Source organism: Stutzerimonas stutzeri RCH2 (genome assembly GCF_000327065.1).
GTDB classification, from domain to species: domain Bacteria; phylum Pseudomonadota; class Gammaproteobacteria; order Pseudomonadales; family Pseudomonadaceae; genus Stutzerimonas; species Stutzerimonas stutzeri_AE.
The window spans coordinates 723,111-742,308 of record NC_019936.1 but is presented as its reverse complement, the minus strand read 5'-3'; the positions used below and the strand labels follow the sequence as shown (position 1 = coordinate 742,308).

Below are 19,198 nucleotides of genomic sequence, written 5' to 3'. Positions count from 1 at the left end.
CCAAACCCATGTTATTCATAGCTCTCCGTCGGTCAGGGCGACACACCAGGCTTCGCCCCGCGCAGTGTGGGGCGACAGGCGCAGCGTACGGCCGGCCTCATGCGGTGCAATGGTAATGTCCATGTCGGCCTTTGGCAAAATGCCGGCCCCGCGCTCCGGCCACTCGATCAGGCACAGCGCATTGCCTTCGAAGTAGTCGCGGATACCGAGGAACTCCAGCTCTTCGGGATCGACCAGACGATACAGGTCGAAGTGGAAAACCTGCACATCGCCCAGCTCGTAAGGTTCGACCAGGGTAAAGGTCGGGCTCTTGACCTTGCCCTCATGGCCGAAGCCGCGAATCAGGCCGCGCGACAGCGTGGTCTTGCCCGCGCCGAGGTCACCGTGCAGATAGATGACGCCACGACCACCGGTCGCCTTGGCGATGCGCGCACCAACCGCAAGCATCGCCGCCTCGTCCGCGGCGTAGAGATTCACTTCAGGCATGGCGACTGCTCCTCGAGCAACTGACGAATCACGGGAATCAGATCGCTGGCGGCCAGCCCGCGGCCTTGCTGGCCGATACGCTCGCCGGCGGCAGCATGCAGCCAGGCGCCCAGGCAAGCCGCGTCGAATGGAGCCAGGCCTTGCGCAAGCAGAGCGCCGAGAACGCCCGCCAGCACATCACCGAGGCCCGCGCTGGCCATGGATGGATGGCCGCGATCGCACAGCGCGAGCCGGCCATCCGGTGCGGCGATCAGCGTACCGGCGCCCTTGAGCAGCGCCACGCAGGCATAACGCTGGGCCAATGCGCGCACCGCGGCCGGGCGATCAGCCTGCACTTCGGCCACCGAGCATTGCAGCAGCCGCGCAGCCTCACCCGGATGTGGCGTGATCAAGCTGCCAGCTGGCAGTTCGACGGCGCCGTTCGCCAGCAGGTTCAGCGCATCGGCGTCCCACACCTGCGGCAGATCACGCTGCGCCGTCAGCGACAGCAGGCTGCGTCCCCATGGCGCCTGACCCAGGCCTGGGCCGACCACCAGCACATCGGCGCGGTCGGCCAGCGCCGTCAGGCCATAGGTCGACTCGACACCACTGCACATGATTTCTGGGCAGCGCACCAACGAAGCGGTGATGTGCTCTGGACGGGTCGCCAGCGTCACCATGCCCGCACCGCAGCGCAACGCCGCCTCGGCGCTAAGCAGTACCGCGCCGCCAGTCCCCAGATCGCCGCCAATCACCAGCACCTGTCCGAAGCTGCCCTTGTGTGCAGTTGCCGAACGGGGCGCGACCCGCGCCAGCGAACCGTGGTCCAGGCGCACCGCCTCGCTCGCCACCTGCGCGACGATCGCCGGATCGGCCTGCAGATCGTCGAACACCAGGGTGCCGACGCGATCCGGGCCGTCCGCAGTGAACAGGCCGAGCTTGAGGCCGATAAAGGTGACACTGAGATCGGCGCGCACCGCATGACCCAGTACCCGCCCGCTGTCAGCGCAGAGCCCGGACGGCAGATCGATGGCCAGCACCGGCAGTTCGCTGACATTGATCGCCTCGATCGCGGCGGCATAGGGCTCGCGCACCTCGCCGGCAAGGCCGGTGCCCAGTAGCGCATCCACCAGCACGCCTTGCAGCGGTACCTCGGCATGCCAGGGTTCGATCGCCACCCCACAAGCCTGCGCTTCGGTCAGGGCCAGCGCGGCATCGCCCTGCAGCGCCTGCGGATCGCCCACTGCCAGCACGCGGACTTGCCAACCGGCGCGCTGCGCCAGTGCCGCCAGCAGATAACCATCGCCGGCATTATTGCCGCGCCCGGCCAGTACGGTAACCGCCCCGGCATCCGGCCAGCGCCGGCGCAGCGCACGCCAGGCGGCATGGGCGGCACGCTGCATCAATTCGAAACCGGGCGTGCCGGCAGCGATCAGGCGCGCATCGAGTTCGCGCACCTGTGCGGCGGTATACAGAGCGACGGGCAGGGAATCGGTCATCGGAGCAGGGATCATCGCGGCGGAATGTCTGGCAGAATTATACGCACCCGCCCGCCAAGCCGCCCTACTCTCCGATGTCCGACCCAGCCCTCGATCCAGCCGCCCTCGTCCAGTCCATCAAGGAGTGGGGCCGCGAGCTCGGCTTTCAGCAGGTCGGCATCACCGATGTCGACCTCGGCGAGCACGAAGCGCACCTCGACGCCTGGCTGGCGGCCGGCTATCAGGGCGAGATGGACTACATGGCCGCCCACGGCAGCAAGCGCTCACGACCGGACGAACTGGTGCCGGGCACCCTCAGGGTGATCTCGCTGCGCATGGACTACCTGCCCGGCGACACGCGCATGACTCAGCAGCTCGCAAGCCCGGAGAAGGCCTATGTGTCGCGCTACGCGCTGGGCCGCGATTATCACAAGCTGATCCGCAAACGCATCCAGCAGCTCGCCGAGCGCATTCAGCAGGTGGTCGGCCCGTTCGGCTTTCGCGCCTTCGTCGACAGCGCGCCGGTGCTGGAGAAGGCCGCCGGACAACAGGCCGGGCTCGGCTGGATCGGCAAGAACACCCTGCTGCTCAATCGCAAGGCCGGCAGCTGGTTCTTTCTTGGCGAGCTGTTCGTCGACATCGCCCTGCCGGTCGACGAACCGACGAGCCGCGATCACTGCGGTAGCTGCCACGCCTGCCTGGACGTCTGCCCCACCGACGCTTTCGTCGGTGAACGGCTGCTGGATGCGCGACGCTGCATTTCCTACCTGACCATCGAGCTGAAAGGCGCAATCCCGGTCGAGCTGCGCGACAAGATCGGCAACCGTGTATTCGGCTGCGATGATTGCCAGATCGTCTGTCCGTGGAACCGTTTCGCTCGCCCCACCGAGCAGAGTGACTTTCAGCCACGCCACAGCCTGGACAACGCCGAGCTGGCAACGCTGTTCCGCTGGACAGAAGAGGAGTTTCTCAGCCGCACCGAGGGCTCGCCGCTGCGTCGCGCTGGCTACCAGCGCTGGCTGCGCAATCTCGCGGTCGGCCTGGGCAATGCGCCGTCGAGCATTCCGGTGCTGGAAGCGCTCGAAGCACGCCGCGACGATCCGTCAGAACTGGTCCGCGAGCATGTCGAGTGGGCGCTGAAGCAGCACGCCCAGCGCCAGCCCGACTGACTGACCGGCCCTAAGGCCGCATCAGCCCTGAGGGGATGCCTGCGCCGGAACGCTGGCTGGAGCTGCGCTGAGCTCACGCAGCTGCTCGGCATCCAGCGTCTCCTGTTGCAGCAAGCGACGCGCACAGCGCTCAAGCAGTTCCCGCCGAGCTTCGAGTAGCTCAAGGCTGCGCTGGAATGCCGCCTGCACCAGCTCTTGCACTTCCTCGTCGATGGCCGTGGCGGTGCTCTCGGCATAGTCATGTTGCGGCTTGAGGCCGAGCATCGCCTCGTTGCCAAGGAACGAGTTCGGCTCACGCTCCAGCGCCAGGTGGCCGAGACGCTTGGACATGCCGTAGCGGGTGACCATGGCGCGGGCGATGTCGGTGACCTTGGCCAGATCATCCGCCGCGCCGGTGGACAGATGCGTATACACCAACCACTCCGCCGCGCGCCCGCCGAGCAGCACGGCCATCTTGTTTTCCAGCTCGTCGCGGGTCATCAGGAAGCGGTCCTCGATGGGCCGCTGGATGGTGTAGCCCAGCGCGCCCATGCCGCGCGGGATGATCGACACCTTGTGCACCGGGTCTACCCCAGGCAGCGCCATGGCTACCAGGGCATGACCCATTTCGTGATAGGCGACGATCTCCCGCTCGCGCGGGTTGAGCAGGCGATTGCGCTTCTCCAGCCCGGCGATGATGCGCTCGATAGCCGCGGTGAAGTCCTCCATCGCCACTGCCTCGGCATTGCGCCGGGTCGCCAGCAGGGTCGCCTCGTTGACCAGGTTGGCGAGGTCGGCACCGGTGAAGCCCGGCGTCAGCGCGGCGATAGCCTGCGGATCGACATCGGTGCCCAGCCGGGATTTCTTCAGGTGCACATTGAGGATCTGTACCCGCCCGACCTTGTCCGGCCGATCGACCAGCACCTGACGGTCGAAACGGCCGGCGCGCAGCAGGGCCGGGTCGAGAATTTCCGGACGATTGGTGGCGGCCAGCAGAACCAGACCGCTGGAGGTGTCGAAACCGTCCATCTCCACCAACAGCTGGTTGAGCGTCTGCTCCTTCTCGTCATGCCCACCGGACAACGGCCCGGCACCGCGGGCGCGGCCGAGGGCATCCAGTTCGTCGATGAAGATGATCGCCGGCGCCTGGGCCCGCGCCTGTTCGAACAGGTCACGCACCCGCGCGGCACCGACGCCGACGAACATCTCGACAAACTCGGAGCCGGAAATGGAGAAGAACGGCACTTTCGCCTCACCAGCCACGGCCCGTGCCAGCAGCGTTTTGCCGGTGCCAGGCGGGCCGACCAGCAGCACGCCTTTCGGCATGCGCCCGCCGAGGCGACCGTAAGTCTGCGGGTCGCGGAGGAATTCGATGATTTCCTTGAGCTCATCCTTGGCCTCGTCGACCCCGGCCACGTCGGCGAAGGACACCTTCATGTCGGTCTCGACGTAAACCCGCGCCTTGCTCTTGCCGATCTGCATCATGCCGCCGCCACCCAGACCGCTGCCGATGCGCTTGAGCAGGAACAGCCAGATGCCGAAGAACAGCATGGCCGGCACGATCCACGACAGCAGGTCACGCACCAGCGTGCTTTCCACCTTGCCGGTGTAGCGCACCGGATACTGCTGCAGATGCTCGGCCAGCTGCGGCTCGACGCGATTGCTGATGAACCGCCGCTGACCGCTGGCCAACGGCTCCTTGAGCAGGCCTTCTATACGCCGCTCGGTGATCGCCAGCTCTTCGACGCGGCCTTCCTTGAGGTGCTGCTCGAACTCGCTGTAGGGGATGGTCGCCACTTCCTGCTGGATCGACAGCAGATACTGCAGGCCGAGGAACACCAGAATGGCGATCATCCAGTAATTCATGTGGAACTGAGCCCGGTCTTTCACACCCTTCTCCTTGTGCCGCGACCACGCGCAGCGCTGTCAGACGCCTCGATTATGCCTGCTGCCCCGCCGGCAGGCCTGGACTCAGATCAGTTCACCGCAACTAAAGCCCACCGCGAACGCCAAGCCCGACGCCCAGTTCCGCCGCGACGGCGAAGGGCAGCAACAGCGTATCCAGCAGGGCGCTGGCGGGTAGGTCCAGCGCGGCATATTTCGGCGGCATGGCACCGAACCGATCCAGCGGGCAACAGCCGCCGTTGAGGCTGTACCAGTCCAGGCGCGTGCCGGAATAGATGATCGGTGCGCCGGGCTTGGCGGCATCCAGCGTGCGGACGCTGGCGCAGCCGCCGAGCAGGCTCAGCGTTGTCAGGACGAGCAGCGCTCGGCCGATCATCTCAGTCGTCGCTGACGATATGGTGCTCACCCCAGCGCGGCAGCATGTCCTGCGGGATATTTAGCAGATTGAGGATGCGCGCGACGACGAAATCGACCAGGTCGTCGATGGTCTGCGGCTGATGATAGAAACCTGGCGAGGCTGGCAGGATGGTTACGCCGAGGTTGGACAGCTTGAGCATGTTTTCCAGATGGATGCTCGAATACGGCGCCTCGCGCGGGACCAGGATCAGCTGGCGGCGCTCCTTGAGGGCAACGTCGACGGCACGCTCGATCAGGTTGTTGCAGGCGCCGGTGGCGATCGCCGACAGCGTGCCGGTGGAGCACGGTACCACCACCATGGCGGTCGGGGCGCCGGAGCCGGAGGCCGGCGGCGCCATCCAGTCCTCCTTGGCGAACACGCGGATCTGCCCGGCAGCGGCACCGGTGTATTCGGAGAGGAAGGCCTGCATCGCCTGTGGCTTGGCCGGCAGCACCACGTCGGTCTCGGTGGCCATCACCAGCTGCGCGGCCTTGGAAATCAGGAAGTGCACCTCGCGGTCTTCCTGGATCAGACAGTCCAGCAGGCGCAGGCCGTACTGCGCGCCGGAGGCGCCGGTCATGGCCAGGGTGATGCGTTCCGGTCCGTTCATTCAATCTGCTCCTGATGCGATGCGCGTGGAAATGCCTTCGGCGATTTCTACCCTACCCATGATCAGCGTAGGGTGGAAAACCGCGAAGCGTTTTCCACCTTGAACAATCAGCTCAACGCCGCGGCCAGCCTGCCGTGCAAGCCGCCAAAACCGCCATTGCTCATCACCACCACCTGGGTGCCCGGCACGGCGTCAGCTTTCACCTTGGCGATGATCGCCTCCAGCGAATCGCACACCGTAGTCTCCACCGGCGAGCCGGCGACGGTGGCGGCCAGGTCCCAGCCAAGGTTGGCAGGCGCGTACCAGATCGCCTGATCGGCCAGTGCCACGGATTCAGCAAGGCCCTCGCGGTGCGCGCCGAGCTTCATCGAGTTGGAGCGTGGCTCGATCACCGCGATGATCGGTGTATCGCCCACACGCTTGCGCAGCCCGTCGAGGGTGGTTGCGATAGCCGTGGGGTGATGGGCAAAATCGTCATAGATGGTCACGCCATTGACCTCGGCGACCTTCTCCATGCGCCGCTTGACGCTACGGAATTCGCTCAGCGCCTCGGCGCCCTGCTTCGGCAGCACACCGACGTGGCGGGCCGCGGCGAGCGTCGCCAGCGCATTGTTGACGTTGTGCTGGCCGGTCAGCTCCCACTCGACCACGCCCTGCACGGCACCATCGAAGATCACTTCGAAGCGCGAACCGTCGGCGCTGAGCAGTTTCGCCTGCCACTGACCGCCATCCCCGGTGGTCTGCACCGGCGTCCAGCAGCCCATGCCGATCACGCGTTTGAGCGCTTGTTCGGACTCGGGATGGATGACCAGCCCTTCGCTGGGCACGGTACGCACCAGGTGGTGGAACTGCCGCTCGATGGCCGCGAGGTCCGGGAAGATGTCCGCGTGATCGAATTCCAGGTTGTTCAGGATCGCCGTGCGCGGGCGGTAGTGGACGAACTTGCTGCGCTTGTCGAAGAAGGCGCTGTCGTACTCGTCGGCCTCCACCACGAAGAACGGCGTGCCACCCAGGCGCGCGGAGATGCCGAAATTCTGCGGCACGCCACCGATGAGAAAGCCCGGGCTCATGCCGGCATGTTCCAGCACCCAGGCCAGCATGCTGCTGGTGGTGGTCTTGCCGTGGGTGCCGGCCGCAGCCAGCACCCAGCGCCCCTGCAGCACGTGATCGGCCAGCCACTGCGGACCGGAGACATAGGGCAGGCCCTTGTTCAGCACGTACTCCACCGCCGGGTTGCTGCGCGACAGCGCATTACCGATCACCACCAGATCCGGCGCCGGCTCGAGCTGACTCGGCTCGTAGCCCTGGGTCAGCTCGATGCCCTGAGCCTGCAACTGGGTGCTCATCGGGGGATAGACGTTGGCGTCGGAACCGGTGACCCGATGCCCGAGTTCCTTGGCCAGCACCGCGAGCGAACCCATGAAGGTGCCGCAGATGCCGAGAATATGGATATGCATGGATGCCCTCTGAAGCGGTCAGACCCGCTGAAAACTGCGACGCAGGTTAGCACAGCAGCCCATACCAGCCGACCAGACGCCGTTGGTCAGACGCGGGGCCCGAAACCCGACTGAGCGGTCATCTTCTTGAGCCAGGTCATTCCGCCGCCTGATCCAGATGCGATGCTGCGAGACCAGTTTTCAGACAAGCACAGGGGACTTTCCATGAGCAGCACCTTCTTCATACCCGCGGTGAACATGATGGGCATCGGAAGCCTCGATGAAGCGATGGTCGCCATCGCCAACTATGGCTTTCGCAAAGCGCTGATCGTTACCGACGTCGGGCTGGCTCGCGCAGGCGTGGCCGAAAAGGTCGCGACGCTGCTGGCTGCCGCGGATATCCAATCCGTCGTATTCGACGGCGCACAACCCAATCCAACCGTTGGCAACGTCGAGAAGGGCCTGAGCCAGCTGCGCGAAAGCGCTTGCGACTTCATCATTTCGCTCGGCGGCGGCTCGCCCCATGACTGCGCCAAGGGCATCGCCCTGTGCGCCACCAATGGCGGACATATCGCCGACTACGAAGGCGTCGACCGCTCCGCCAAACCGCAACTGCCACTGGTAGCGATCAACACCACCGCCGGCACCGCCAGCGAGATGACCCGCTTCTGCATCATCACCGACGAGAGCCGCCACGTAAAAATGGCCATCGTCGATCGCAATGTCACGCCGCTGCTGTCGGTGAACGACCCGGCGTTGATGGTGGCGATGCCCAAGGGGCTGACCGCCGCTACCGGCATGGACGCCCTCACCCACGCAGTCGAAGCCTATGTCTCGACCGCCGCCACACCGATCACCGACGCCTGCGCGCTCAAGGCCATCGAACTGATCTCGGCCAACCTGCGTACCGCCGTCGCGAGCGGCAGCGACATGCCCGCGCGCGAAGCCATGGCCTATGCGCAGTTCCTTGCCGGAATGGCGTTCAACAACGCCTCGCTGGGCTACGTTCATGCCATGGCTCACCAGCTCGGCGGCTTCTACGATCTGCCGCATGGCGTCTGCAATGCCGTACTGCTGCCTCACGTGGAGAGCTACAACGCCAGCGTCTGCCCCGAACGCCTGCGCGACATCGCCACCGCGATGGGCGTTGAGACCCGCGGGCTCGATGCCACACAGGGCGCCGAGGCGGCACTCGCGGCAATTCGCACCCTGTCGCAGGACATTGGCATCCCCGGTGGCCTTGCCGAGCTTGGCGCCAAGGCCGATGACATCCCGACCCTGGCTGCCAACGCCATGAACGATGCCTGCGGCCTGACCAACCCGCGCCGCGCCACGCAAGAGGAAATCGAAGCCATCTTCCACAGCGCCCTCTGACCCCCCTGGGCCGGGGCTCCTGTCCCCGGCCCGACTGCGCGGCAGCGCTCGCTTTGCCGCCTCAAAAAGCGCCCCTGGCCGCCGCGACAGTATTCAAGTCCTGATCTACGCTTTGTGCAGCGAATCTCCATCCAAGAACAAACTGGAGCCCCCCATGATCTACGCCCCTCCCGGCACCGCCGGTGCCCTCGTTACCCTCAAGGCCCGCTACGGCAACTTCATCAATGGCGAGTTTGTCGAGCCAGTCAACGGGCAGTATTTCACCAACCTCTCTCCGGTTAACGGCCAGCCGATTGCCGAATTTCCGCGCTCCGACGCCGCCGATATCGAGAAAGCCCTGGACGCCGCCCATGCAGCGGCCGACGCCTGGGGCAAGACCAGCGTGCAGGCGCGCTCGCTGATCCTGCTGCAGATCGCCGATCGCATCGAGCAGAACCTGGAGATGCTCGCCGTCACCGAAACCTGGGACAACGGCAAGGCGGTGCGCGAAACGCTGAACGCCGATATCCCGCTGGCCGCTGACCACTTCCGCTACTTCGCCGGCTGCATCCGCGCCCAGGAGGGCACCAGCGCCGAAATCGACGAGCACACTGCGGCCTATCACTTCCACGAACCACTGGGCGTGGTCGGGCAGATCATCCCGTGGAACTTCCCGATCCTGATGGCCGCCTGGAAACTGGCTCCGGCCCTGGCTGCTGGTAACTGCGTAGTGCTGAAACCGGCCGAGCAGACACCGCTGGGTATCACGGTACTGATGGAGGTCATCGGCGACCTGCTGCCACCGGGCGTGCTCAACGTGGTGCAAGGCTACGGTCGTGAGGCCGGCGAGGCCCTGGCCAGCAGCAAGCGCATCGCCAAGATCGCCTTCACCGGCTCCACACCGGTGGGCTCGCACATCATGAAGCGCGCCGCCGAGGCCATCATCCCGAGCACCGTCGAGCTGGGCGGCAAGAGCCCGAACATCTACTTCGAAGACATCATGCAGGCCGAGCCGACCTTCATCGAGAAGGCCGCCGAAGGCCTGGTACTGGGCTTCTTCAACCAGGGCGAAGTGTGCACCTGCCCGTCGCGCGCGCTGGTGCAGGAGTCGATCTATGCACCCTTCATGGAAGCGGTGATGAAGAAGGTCGCGCAGATCAAGCGTGGCGACCCGCTGGACACCGAGACCATGGTCGGCGCCCAGGCCAGCCAGCAGCAGTTCGACAAGATCATGTCCTATCTGGAAATCGCCAAGGGCGAAGGCGCGGAGGTGCTCACCGGCGGCGCAGCGGAGAAGCTCGAAGGCTCGCTCGCCACCGGCTATTACATCCAGCCGACCCTGCTCAAGGGCACCAACCAGATGCGTGTATTCCAAGAGGAGATCTTCGGCCCGGTGATCGGCGTCACCACCTTCAAGGATGAAGCCGAAGCCCTGGCGATCGCCAACGACACCGAGTACGGCCTCGGCGCCGGTGTCTGGACCCGCGACATCAACCGCGCCTACCGCATGGGCCGGGCCATCAAGGCCGGCCGCGTCTGGACCAACTGCTACCACCTCTACCCGGCGCATGCCGCGTTCGGTGGCTACAAGAGGTCCGGCGTCGGGCGCGAAACCCACAAGATGATCCTCGACAGCTACCAGCAGACCAAGAATCTGCTGATCAGCTACGACATCAATCCGCTGGGCTTCTTCTGATGGATCAGCATGGGCGGCGCATGCCGCCCATGCCTTGAACAAGACGCCTGCCGGGCTCCGCCGTGGTGCTGCGGAGCACGCAAAAGGTGCGTTCCTGCCGAACTTGGCTGACAAATCACTGCAAACACCGGTTTGTAGCGTGGGGCATGACGCTTGCTAGGGAGAGACTTGCCAACCTATCCAAGAGGATTCCCCCATGGCTCTCGAACACAGCCGTTCAACGCCACCGCACCACGCAATCGATTTCGAAACCGTTGGCAGTAGTTATTTCCAGGAACGCGAACTGAAGAAAGGCGCCGCCGGTTGGGTGTTGCTGGTTGGCCTCGGCGTCGCCTATGTCATTTCCGGCGACTATGCCGGCTGGAACTTCGGTCTGGCCCAGGGCGGCTGGGGTGGGCTGTTCATCGCCACGCTGCTGATGGCGACCATGTACCTGTGCATGTGCTTCTCGCTGGCCGAGCTGTCCTCGATGGTCCCGACCGCGGGCGGCGGCTACGGCTTCGCCCGCACCGCCTTCGGCCCGCTGGGCGGCTTTCTCACCGGCACGGCAATCCTGATCGAATACGCCATCGCCCCAGCCGCCATCGCCGTATTCATCGGCGCCTATTGCGAATCGCTGTTCGGCATCGGCGGCTGGATGATCTATCTCGCCTTCTACATCATCTTCATCGGCATCCATATCTTCGGTGTCGGCGAGGCGCTGAAGCTGATGTTCATCATCACCGCCGTCGCTGCCCTCGCCCTGGCAGTCTTCATCGTGGCGATGGTGCCGCACTTCTCGGTGGACAAGCTGCTCGATATCGCCCCGACCACCGCTGCCGGTGCCAGCAACTTCCTGCCCTACGGCTACGTCGGCATCTGGGCGGCAATTCCCTACGCGATCTGGTTCTTCCTCGCCGTGGAAGGCGTACCGCTGGCCGCCGAGGAAACCAAGAATCCGCAGCGCGACATGCCGCGCGGCTTGATCGGCGCCATGCTGATACTGGTCGCCTTTGCTGGCCTGATCCTGCTGGTCGGCCCAGGCGGCGCCGGCTCCAGCACGCTGGTGGCATCCGGCAACCCGCTGGTGGAAGCGCTGACCACCGCCTATGGGTCGTCAACCTGGATGAGCGGCTTCGTCAATCTGGTCGGCCTGGCCGGGCTGATCGCCAGCTTCTTCTCGATCATCTACGCCTATTCACGACAGATCTTTGCGCTGTCGCGCGCCGGTTACCTGCCGCGCAAGTTGTCGCTGACCAACCGGAACAAGGCGCCGGTGCTGGCCCTGGTGATCCCCGGCGTAATCGGCTTCCTGCTGTCGCTGACCGGCCAGGGCGACCTGCTGATCCTCGTCGCGGTGTTCGGCGCAACCATCTCCTACGTCTTGATGATGGCCTCGCACATCGTCCTGCGCCTGCGCCGGCCGGACCTGCATCGCCCGTACAAGACCCCCGGCGGCATCGTCACTTCTGGCATTGCCCTGGTTCTCGCTTGCATCGCGGTCATCGCGGGCTTCCTGGTCGACCCGCGGGTGGTGATCGGCGCCGCGATCATCTATGGGATCTTCATCGCCTACTTTGCGATCTACAGTCGACACCATCTGGTGGCCGGCACGCCGGAAGAGGAATTTGCGGCGATCGAGAAAGCCGAGGCATCGCTGCACTGAAGAAGGAGGCTGACATGGCGTACTCGCACAGCGTGGGCGGCACCACCTGGCGCTTCGACGACCTGCGCGAGGTGATGGCCAAGGCCAGCCCGGCACGCTCCGGCGACCTGCTCGCCGGAGTCGCGGCCGACAGCGACGCCGAACGCGTGGCGGCGCAGATGTGCCTGGCAGCGGTGCCGCTCAAGCGCTTTCTCGAAGAAGCGCTGATTCCCTACGAAAGTGATGAAGTGACCCGGCTGATCATCGACAGCCACGACGACGCGGCCTTCGCCCCGGTCAGCCACCTGACCGTGGGCGATTTCCGCAACTGGCTGCTCGGCGATGATGCTAACGAGTCGTCGCTAAAGGCTCTGGCACCTGGCCTGACGCCGGAGATGGTCGCCGCGGTGTCGAAGATCATGCGCGTGCAGGACCTGATCCTGGTCGCGCAGAAGGTCCGGGTCGTCACCCGCTTTCGCAACACCATCGGGCTGGCCGGGCGCATGTCCACCCGGCTGCAGCCCAATCACCCGACCGACCACGGGGCCGGCATCGCCGCGAGCATCCTCGACGGCCTGCTCTACGGCAACGGCGATGCGGTGATCGGCATCAACCCGGCCACCGACAGCACCAGCGGCATCTGCGAGTTGCTGAAAATGCTCGACGCGGTGATCGGCCGCTACGAGATTCCGACCCAGGCCTGCATCCTCACCCACGTCACCACGTCCATCGAGGCGATCAACCGCGGCGCACCGCTGGATCTGGTGTTCCAGTCCATCGCCGGCACCGAGGCGGCCAACGCCAGCTTCGGCATCAGCCTGGCGACCCTGCAGGAAGGCTACGAGGCCGGGCTGTCGCAGAACCGCGGCACCCTCGGCGACAACCTCATGTATTTCGAGACCGGCCAGGGCAGCGCGCTCTCGGCCAACGCCCACCACGGCGTCGATCAGCAGACCTGCGAAGCCCGCGCCTACGCCGTCGCACGCAGCTACAAGCCGCTGCTGGTGAACACCGTGGTGGGCTTTATCGGCCCGGAGTACCTCTACAACGGCAAGCAGATCATCCGCGCCGGGCTGGAAGACCACTTCTGCGGCAAGCTGCTCGGCGTGCCCATGGGGTGCGACATCTGCTACACCAACCACGCCGAAGCCGATCAGGACGACATGGACATGCTGCTGACCCTGCTCGGCACGGCGGGCATCAACTTCATCATGGGCATCCCGGGCTCGGACGACGTGATGCTCAACTACCAGACCACCTCCTTCCACGACGCGCTCTACGTGCGCCAGGTGCTCGGCCTCAGGCCCGCGCCGGAATTCGAGGAATGGCTGGCGAAGATGCAGATCCTCCGCCAGGACGGCAATCGCCTGCAGCTCGGCCGCGAGCTGCCCGAAGCCTTCCGCCGGGCGCTGGAGAAAATGGCATGAAGCCGCTCTCGTTTCCTCGCCCATCCTCAGGTGGAAAACGCTGCACGCTTTTCCACGCGGCTGACCGTCACGCTCCGAGGTAGCCATGCCCGACCGCTCCCCCACCACCGAAAACCCCTGGCAGCACCTGCGCCAGCTGACCCCGGCACGCATCGCCCTTGGCCGGGCTGGTGTCAGCCTGCCCACCGACGCGCAGCTGGATTTCCAGTTCGCCCATGCCCAGGCGCGCGACGCGGTGCATCTGCCGCTGGATTGCGCAGCGCTGGCTGGCGAGCTGGAGAAGCATAAACTTGGCTGCCTGCACCTGCGCAGTGCTGCTTCAGACCGGCAGATCTATCTGCAGCGTCCCGACCTCGGTCGGCGCCTCGACGAAGCCAGCGCCGCGACGCTCGACGAGCACGCTGGCGAAGGCTGCGATCTGGCGCTGGTGATCGCCGACGGCCTCTCCGCCCTGGCCGTGCAACGCCACGCCGCACCGATGGCCTTGAAGATCGCCGAGCACTGTCAGGCCGAAGGCTGGTCGCTCGGGCCGATTATCCTGGTCGAGCAGGGCCGCGTGGCGATTGCCGACGAAATCGGCCAGCGCCTCAAGGCGCGCATGGTGGTCATTCTGCTCGGCGAACGCCCAGGGCTCAGCTCACCGGACAGCCTGGGCCTGTACTTCACCTGGGCGCCAGAGGTCGGCCGGCACGATGCGCAGCGCAACTGCATTTCCAACATTCGCCCCGAGGGCCTGAGCTACAACCTCGCCGCGCACCGCCTGCTCTATCTGATGCGCGAAGCCAGCCGCCGACAGCTCTCCGGCGTACAGCTCAAGGACGAAGCGGAAGTAGCGGCGCTGGAAGGCGAACCTCGCGCCGGCAACTTTCTGCTCGGCTGAGCCGGTTCAGGCCTGCTGCCAGGGCTCCAGCGTCTGGCTGTAGACCACCGTGCCGTCGATGTCGCGCAGGCTTACCTGCAACGCGGCGGTCTGCGCGTCGATCTCCACCTCGCCGAAGAACTGGAAGCCTGCCCGCGGCGAGCTGTTCGCAGTTGGCGGCGCCTTCTGGAACACCACCTCCGGGCCGAAGGTGCCGTCCAGCGGGTTCGGCCCGAAGCTGCCGGCATTCAGCGGGCCTGCGACGAATTCCCAGAACGGCTCGAACTGCTGATAGGCCGCGCGATTGGGGTGGTAGTAATGCGCCGCGCAGTAATGCACATCCGCGGTCAGCCAGACAGTGTTGCGCACTCGCGCGCGCTGGATGAAGGTCAGCAGCTCGGCGATTTCCAGCTCGCGGCCAAGCGCCTCGCCGTCATGGCCATTGGCGATCGCCTCCCAACGCGGGCCGTCCGGTACGTGCAGGCCGATGGGCATGTCGGCGGCGATGACCTTCCAGGTCGCGCGCGATGCCCGCAGCTCGCGCTTGAGCCAGCGCAGCTGCTCGCGGCCGAGAAATACCGTATCCGCGCCCTGCTCCGTTTGCAGATTATGGGTGTTCGGCCCGCGGTAGCTGCGCATGTCCAGCACGAACACATCCAGCAGCGGCCCGTAGCTGACTTTGCGATAGATGCGCCCCTGCGTGTCGCCACGGGCCATGCGCATCGGCGCGTATTCGAGATAGGCCTGGCGGGCGCGCTGCACCAGGGTATCGATGTCGCGCACCTGCTGATAGCGGTCGTCCAGTTGCTTGCTCGGCGACCAGTTGTTGGTCACCTCGTGATCGTCCCACTGCCAGATCTGCGGCACCTCGGCGTTGAAGGCCCGGAGGTTCTCGTCCAGCAGGTTGTAGCGGTAGTTGCCGCGAAACTCGTTGAGCGTCTCGGCAACCTTGCTCTTTTCCTCGGTGACCAGGTTGCGCCAGATGCTGCCGTCCTCGGCGGTAACCTCGGCGGGGATCGGCCCGTCGGCATAGATCACATCGCCGCTGTGCAGGAAGAAATCCGGCCGGCGCATGCGCATGCTTTCGTAGATGCGCATGCCGCCGAAGTCCGGGTTGATGCCGTAACCCTGGCCACAGGTGTCACCGCCCCAGACGAAGCGAATGTCGCGCGGGCGCGTTGGTGCGCTGCGCAGATGGCCGAACCAGGGCTCGCTGAGCATGCCGCTGCGGGCATCTTCAAAGCGCGCGCGGTAGAAGATCGATTGATCCGCCGGCAGCCCGCGCAGGTCGACGCGGGCAGTGAAGTCCTGGCCGGCATCGGTGATCGAAGAAACCATGCGCCGCGGATTGCCGAAGCGACTGCGCGTATCCCACTCGACGATCAGGCGGCCGGGGCGGTCGCAGCGGCTCCAGATCAGCGCGCGGTCGCCCGCCACGTCACCGGATTGCACACCGTCAAGCATCTGCGGGCGTTCGCGCGGCGCGGCGATAATGGCGGGCGCAACGCCCAGAGCCGGCAGGGCGAGGCCGGCGCCGATGCCCTGCAGCAGTTGGCGGCGTTTCTGATCCGGTGCGGACATGTCGAAGTCTCCTTGCGAGTGGGTGTCCACCCGATTTACCCACCATGCTTGACAGTCCCGTGACGCGCCGACCGGCGGTACTTCATTGCTTGTCGCATCCTGCAGCCACGCTTAATGTGGGCGCCCCGCCCCGCTGGATGTTTCACCATGTGGTCCTACCGCGCCTGGCAGCGCAAACGCATCCTCGCCCGCAACCCGGTCAGCCCAGAGCTGTGGCAGCAGGTGCTCGACAGCCTGCCGATTCTCGACGGCCTGAGCGAAGACGAGTTGAGCCGCTTGCGTGAGCGCGCCGTGCTATTTCTGCATGAAAAGCGCCTGACGCCGCTGGCGGGCGTCGAGCTGCAACCCCAGGACCGCCTGCGCCTGGCGCTGCAGGCGCAGTTGCCGCTGCTGCACCTGGCCGAGCTTGGCTGGTATCGCGGCTTTCACGAGATCGTCATCTACCCCGACGACTTCCTCAGCCCGCAGAAGCATCGCGATGCCGCTGGCGTCGAGCATGAGTGGGATGCCGAGCACAGCGGCGAAGCCTGGCTGCAGGGCCCGGTGATCCTCGCCTGGCCCGGCGTGCAGGAGAGCGGCGGCTGGGAAGCCTACAACCTGGTGATTCACGAACTGGCGCACAAGCTGGACATGCTCAACGGCGATGCCAACGGCCTGCCGCCGCTGCACCGACAGATGCGCATCGAAGCCTGGGCCAGCGCCATGCAGAGTGCCTACGACCAGCTCGACCGCCTGCTCGACGCCAACCCCGATGCCGAAACGCCGATCGATCCGTACGCTGCCGAAAACCCGGCAGAGTTCTTCGCCGTCACCAGCGAGTACTTCTTCAGCGCGCCGGATGTGCTGCACCAGATATTCCCCGAGGTCTATGCGCAACTCGCCGACTTCTACCGGCAGGACCCGCTGACACGGCTGCAACGCCTGCAAGCCGAACATCCGGCCTACCGGGAACCTGCGTAGGTTGGGCACGTCGAACCCCGTGCATTGCGCGCGACATTGCGCCTATAATCGCGCCCACTTTTTTCCGCCCCCAGGCCGCGCTGGCCGATCAGGAGCCCATCGTTCATGAGCTACAGCAAAGTCCCGGCTGGCAAAGACCTGCCGAACGACATCTACGTCGCCATCGAAATCCCGGCCAATCACGCGCCGATCAAGTACGAAATCGATCACGACACCGACTGCCTGTTCGTCGACCGTTTCATGGCCACCCCGATGTTCTACCCGGCCAACTACGGTTTCATCCCGCACACCCTGGCCGATGACGGCGACCCCCTCGACGTGCTGGTCGTGACCCCCTATCCGGTCGCTCCGGGTTCGGTCATCCGCTGCCGTCCGGTCGGCGTGCTGAACATGACCGACGAAGCCGGCGGCGACGCCAAGCTGATCGCCGTCCCGCACGACAAGCTGAGCCAGCTGTATGTAGACGTTAAGGAATACACCGACCTGCCGCCGCTGCTGATCGAGCAGATCAAGCACTTCTTCGAGAACTACAAGGATCTCGAGAAGGGCAAGTGGGTCAAGGTCGAAGGCTGGGAAGGCGCCGACGCCGCCCGTGCCGCCATCATCAAAGCTGCCGAGGCTTACCAGAAGTAAGTCGAAGCACTGAAGAAAAGCCGGCCACAAGCCGGCTTTTTATTGCCTGCGATTTGAGGGTCCGCTGGCAGGATGATCAACTGTTCAGGAACGCGGGCTTTCGAGCGGGCGTGGGGCGGCTGCGTAGACTTGATCGCGGCCGCCGTGTTTGGCCAGGTATAGCGCCCGATCAGCCTGCACGATCAGATAATCCGCTTCATGTTGCCCGCCATCGGTGCAGGCCAGACCGATGCTGACGGTGATGGATATCTCGCCGGCTGTCGTCGCCACGGGCGCTTGGGCAATGGCTTGGCGGATCTTTTCGGCGACGCAACGCGCACCTTCCAGGTCGGTATTGGGCAGCGCGATGGCGAATTCCTCGCCGCCGATACGGCCGAACAGGTCATGACCACGCAGCAGCGCAGCGCAGATGACGGCGAACTGCTTGAGCACCACGTCGCCGGCCGGGTGGCCATGCACGTCGTTGACGCGTTTGAAATGGTCGATATCGAGCATCAACAGGCTCAGACCGTCGCCATGCCGCCGCGCGCGCGCAAGTTCCGCGTCCAGCCCGTCGAAAAACGCTCGGCGGCTGCGTGCGCCGGTGAGCACGTCGGTGTTGGCGAACTGTGCCAGCTGGTCGTGCGCCTGACGCAGTCGGGCGGTACTCTGGAAATAGCGGCTGCTCAGCACGAAAACCAGCACCGCCACAGCAAGCAACAGCAGCGAAATGACGCCAGCCGAGGCGAGCAACAGCTCCTTGCGCTCCTCGTGAGCGGCCATGAAATCCTTGGGCGAAAGCATCACCAGTACCACCACACCTGCGTCGGTCAGGCGCCGGTAGGCACCCAGGCGATACTCCCCATCGAGAGAACTCACACCCTCGTAGTAACCGCGGACAGGCGCATCGGGGTCGACGTAGGGCCTGTCTGCCGGCACCTTGAAGCGCCCGTAGCGCCCGGCAATCGGCGTTCCCGAGGCGATGGCGCGCAGGCTGCGGTCGGTGCCGAGCAGGGCGATCGCGCCATGCAACCCGACATCGATCTGCTGGTAATAGTCGGCAAAGAAGTTGGTGGGTACCGAAAGGACAAGGACACCGGCGAACTCACCGTTCTGATGAATGGGCCGGGTGAACTGGATGGTCCACTGCTTCGATACTCTGCCCAGCACCGGCTTGCTGATGAACAGCCGATCCTCTTGCGGGTTGTCGCGATGCACCCTGAAATGCTCGCGATCGCTCAAGTCCACCGGCTTTACCGACGACTCCAGGTTGGAGAAGGCCAGCCGGCCATGCTTGTCGATAACCGCCAGCTGCGCAACGAAGCTGCCGTAGGCCTGCAGTTCCTCGCGGACGTGGCGCTCGAAGTCGGCGTTGTCCAGCACATCTTCACGCATGTCCAGCAGCACGATGTCCATGAGCCTGATCGTGCTCTGGACGTGCGCCTCGAAGGCGGTCGCCAGGTTCATCGCATCGTTGCGCGCGGCCCCGATCATCAGCTCACGCTCATGCCTGATCTCGCTAAACACGAACGCCCACATCGGCACCAGCGCCAGCACGAGTATCAGAGCCGCCAGAAGTCCTGCCTTGCGATTCAAGCTCTCTCCATCGCGCCCGGCGCGAACCTGATGTCCATGAAGCTACCAGAC

The 19,198-nt window shown here is 65.2% G+C and carries 16 protein-coding genes; 8 read left to right on the top strand and 8 right to left on the bottom strand.

The window, feature by feature from the left end; genetic code table 11:
* Positions 1-15: 15 nt before the first annotated feature.
* Positions 16-486 (bottom strand): tRNA (adenosine(37)-N6)-threonylcarbamoyltransferase complex ATPase subunit type 1 TsaE, encoded by a 471-nt coding sequence (gene tsaE, locus PSEST_RS03320; RefSeq protein WP_015275628.1) that lies wholly within the window; start codon positions 484-486, stop codon positions 16-18.
* Positions 474-1,964, bottom strand: a complete 1,491-nt coding sequence (locus PSEST_RS03315; protein ID WP_015275627.1) for a bifunctional ADP-dependent NAD(P)H-hydrate dehydratase/NAD(P)H-hydrate epimerase — start codon at positions 1,962-1,964, stop codon at positions 474-476. Before PSEST_RS03315 ends, tsaE begins: the two co-directional genes overlap by 13 nt.
* Before the next feature lie 74 nt (positions 1,965-2,038).
* Between PSEST_RS03315 and queG the strand changes: the two genes are divergently transcribed.
* A complete protein-coding gene (gene queG / locus PSEST_RS03310) occupies positions 2,039-3,112 on the top strand; it encodes a tRNA epoxyqueuosine(34) reductase QueG (protein ID WP_015275626.1) in 1,074 nt (357 codons plus the stop codon).
* A 21-nt stretch (positions 3,113-3,133) separates the two neighbouring features.
* Here the strand turns inward: queG and ftsH are convergent, their stop codons facing one another.
* The 4 genes from ftsH to mpl form a co-directional block, all read right to left on the bottom strand.
* Positions 3,134-4,981 carry an ATP-dependent zinc metalloprotease FtsH gene (gene ftsH, locus PSEST_RS03305; RefSeq protein ID WP_015275625.1) on the bottom strand — a complete coding sequence of 616 codons (1,848 nt, stop codon included), beginning with the start codon at positions 4,979-4,981 and terminating at the stop codon, positions 3,134-3,136.
* A 100-nt stretch (positions 4,982-5,081) separates the two neighbouring features.
* Positions 5,082-5,372 (bottom strand): YceK/YidQ family lipoprotein, encoded by a 291-nt coding sequence (locus PSEST_RS03300; protein WP_015275624.1) that lies wholly within the window; start codon positions 5,370-5,372, stop codon positions 5,082-5,084.
* A 1-nt stretch (position 5,373) separates the two neighbouring features.
* On the bottom strand, positions 5,374-6,003 hold the full coding sequence (ubiX, locus tag PSEST_RS03295; protein WP_015275623.1) for a flavin prenyltransferase UbiX: 630 nt from the start codon (positions 6,001-6,003) through the stop codon (positions 5,374-5,376).
* Positions 6,004-6,110: 107 nt separating this feature from the next.
* Entirely contained in the window at positions 6,111-7,460 is a 1,350-nt protein-coding gene (gene mpl / locus PSEST_RS03290) for a UDP-N-acetylmuramate:L-alanyl-gamma-D-glutamyl-meso-diaminopimelate ligase (RefSeq protein WP_015275622.1), read from the bottom strand.
* 204 nt (positions 7,461-7,664) lie between these two features.
* On the opposite strand from mpl, the gene yiaY reads away from it, so the two are divergent.
* From yiaY to eutC, 5 genes are all read left to right on the top strand, one after another.
* Positions 7,665-8,813, top strand: coding sequence for an L-threonine dehydrogenase (gene yiaY, locus PSEST_RS03285; RefSeq protein WP_015275621.1), 1,149 nt, complete (start codon positions 7,665-7,667; stop codon positions 8,811-8,813).
* 154 nt (positions 8,814-8,967) lie between these two features.
* The gene (locus tag PSEST_RS03280) at positions 8,968-10,488 is read left to right on the top strand and encodes an aldehyde dehydrogenase family protein (protein WP_015275620.1); all 1,521 of its coding nucleotides are present in this window, start codon (positions 8,968-8,970) and stop codon (positions 10,486-10,488) included.
* Between the two features lie 196 nt (positions 10,489-10,684).
* Entirely contained in the window at positions 10,685-12,133 is a 1,449-nt protein-coding gene (eat, locus tag PSEST_RS03275) for an ethanolamine permease (RefSeq protein WP_015275619.1), read from the top strand.
* 14 nt (positions 12,134-12,147) lie between these two features.
* On the top strand, positions 12,148-13,539 hold the full coding sequence (locus tag PSEST_RS03270) for an ethanolamine ammonia-lyase subunit EutB (RefSeq protein ID WP_015275618.1): 1,392 nt from the start codon (positions 12,148-12,150) through the stop codon (positions 13,537-13,539).
* 85 nt (positions 13,540-13,624) lie between these two features.
* On the top strand, positions 13,625-14,419 hold the full coding sequence (gene eutC, locus PSEST_RS03265; protein ID WP_015275617.1) for an ethanolamine ammonia-lyase subunit EutC: 795 nt from the start codon (positions 13,625-13,627) through the stop codon (positions 14,417-14,419).
* Positions 14,420-14,425: 6 nt separating this feature from the next.
* On the opposite strand, the gene PSEST_RS03260 is transcribed toward eutC, so the two are convergent.
* Positions 14,426-15,979 carry an alkaline phosphatase D family protein gene (locus PSEST_RS03260; RefSeq protein ID WP_015275616.1) on the bottom strand — a complete coding sequence of 518 codons (1,554 nt, stop codon included), beginning with the start codon at positions 15,977-15,979 and terminating at the stop codon, positions 14,426-14,428.
* Between the two features lie 147 nt (positions 15,980-16,126).
* On the opposite strand from PSEST_RS03260, the gene PSEST_RS03255 reads away from it, so the two are divergent.
* Entirely contained in the window at positions 16,127-16,939 is an 813-nt protein-coding gene (locus PSEST_RS03255; protein WP_015275615.1) for a zinc-dependent peptidase, read from the top strand.
* Positions 16,940-17,044: 105 nt separating this feature from the next.
* A complete protein-coding gene (gene ppa, locus PSEST_RS03250; RefSeq protein WP_015275614.1) occupies positions 17,045-17,572 on the top strand; it encodes an inorganic diphosphatase in 528 nt (175 codons plus the stop codon).
* 84 nt (positions 17,573-17,656) lie between these two features.
* Here the strand turns inward: ppa and PSEST_RS03245 are convergent, their stop codons facing one another.
* Positions 17,657-19,147 carry a sensor domain-containing diguanylate cyclase gene (locus tag PSEST_RS03245; protein WP_015275613.1) on the bottom strand — a complete coding sequence of 497 codons (1,491 nt, stop codon included), beginning with the start codon at positions 19,145-19,147 and terminating at the stop codon, positions 17,657-17,659.
* Between the last annotated feature and the right edge of the window lie 51 nt (positions 19,148-19,198).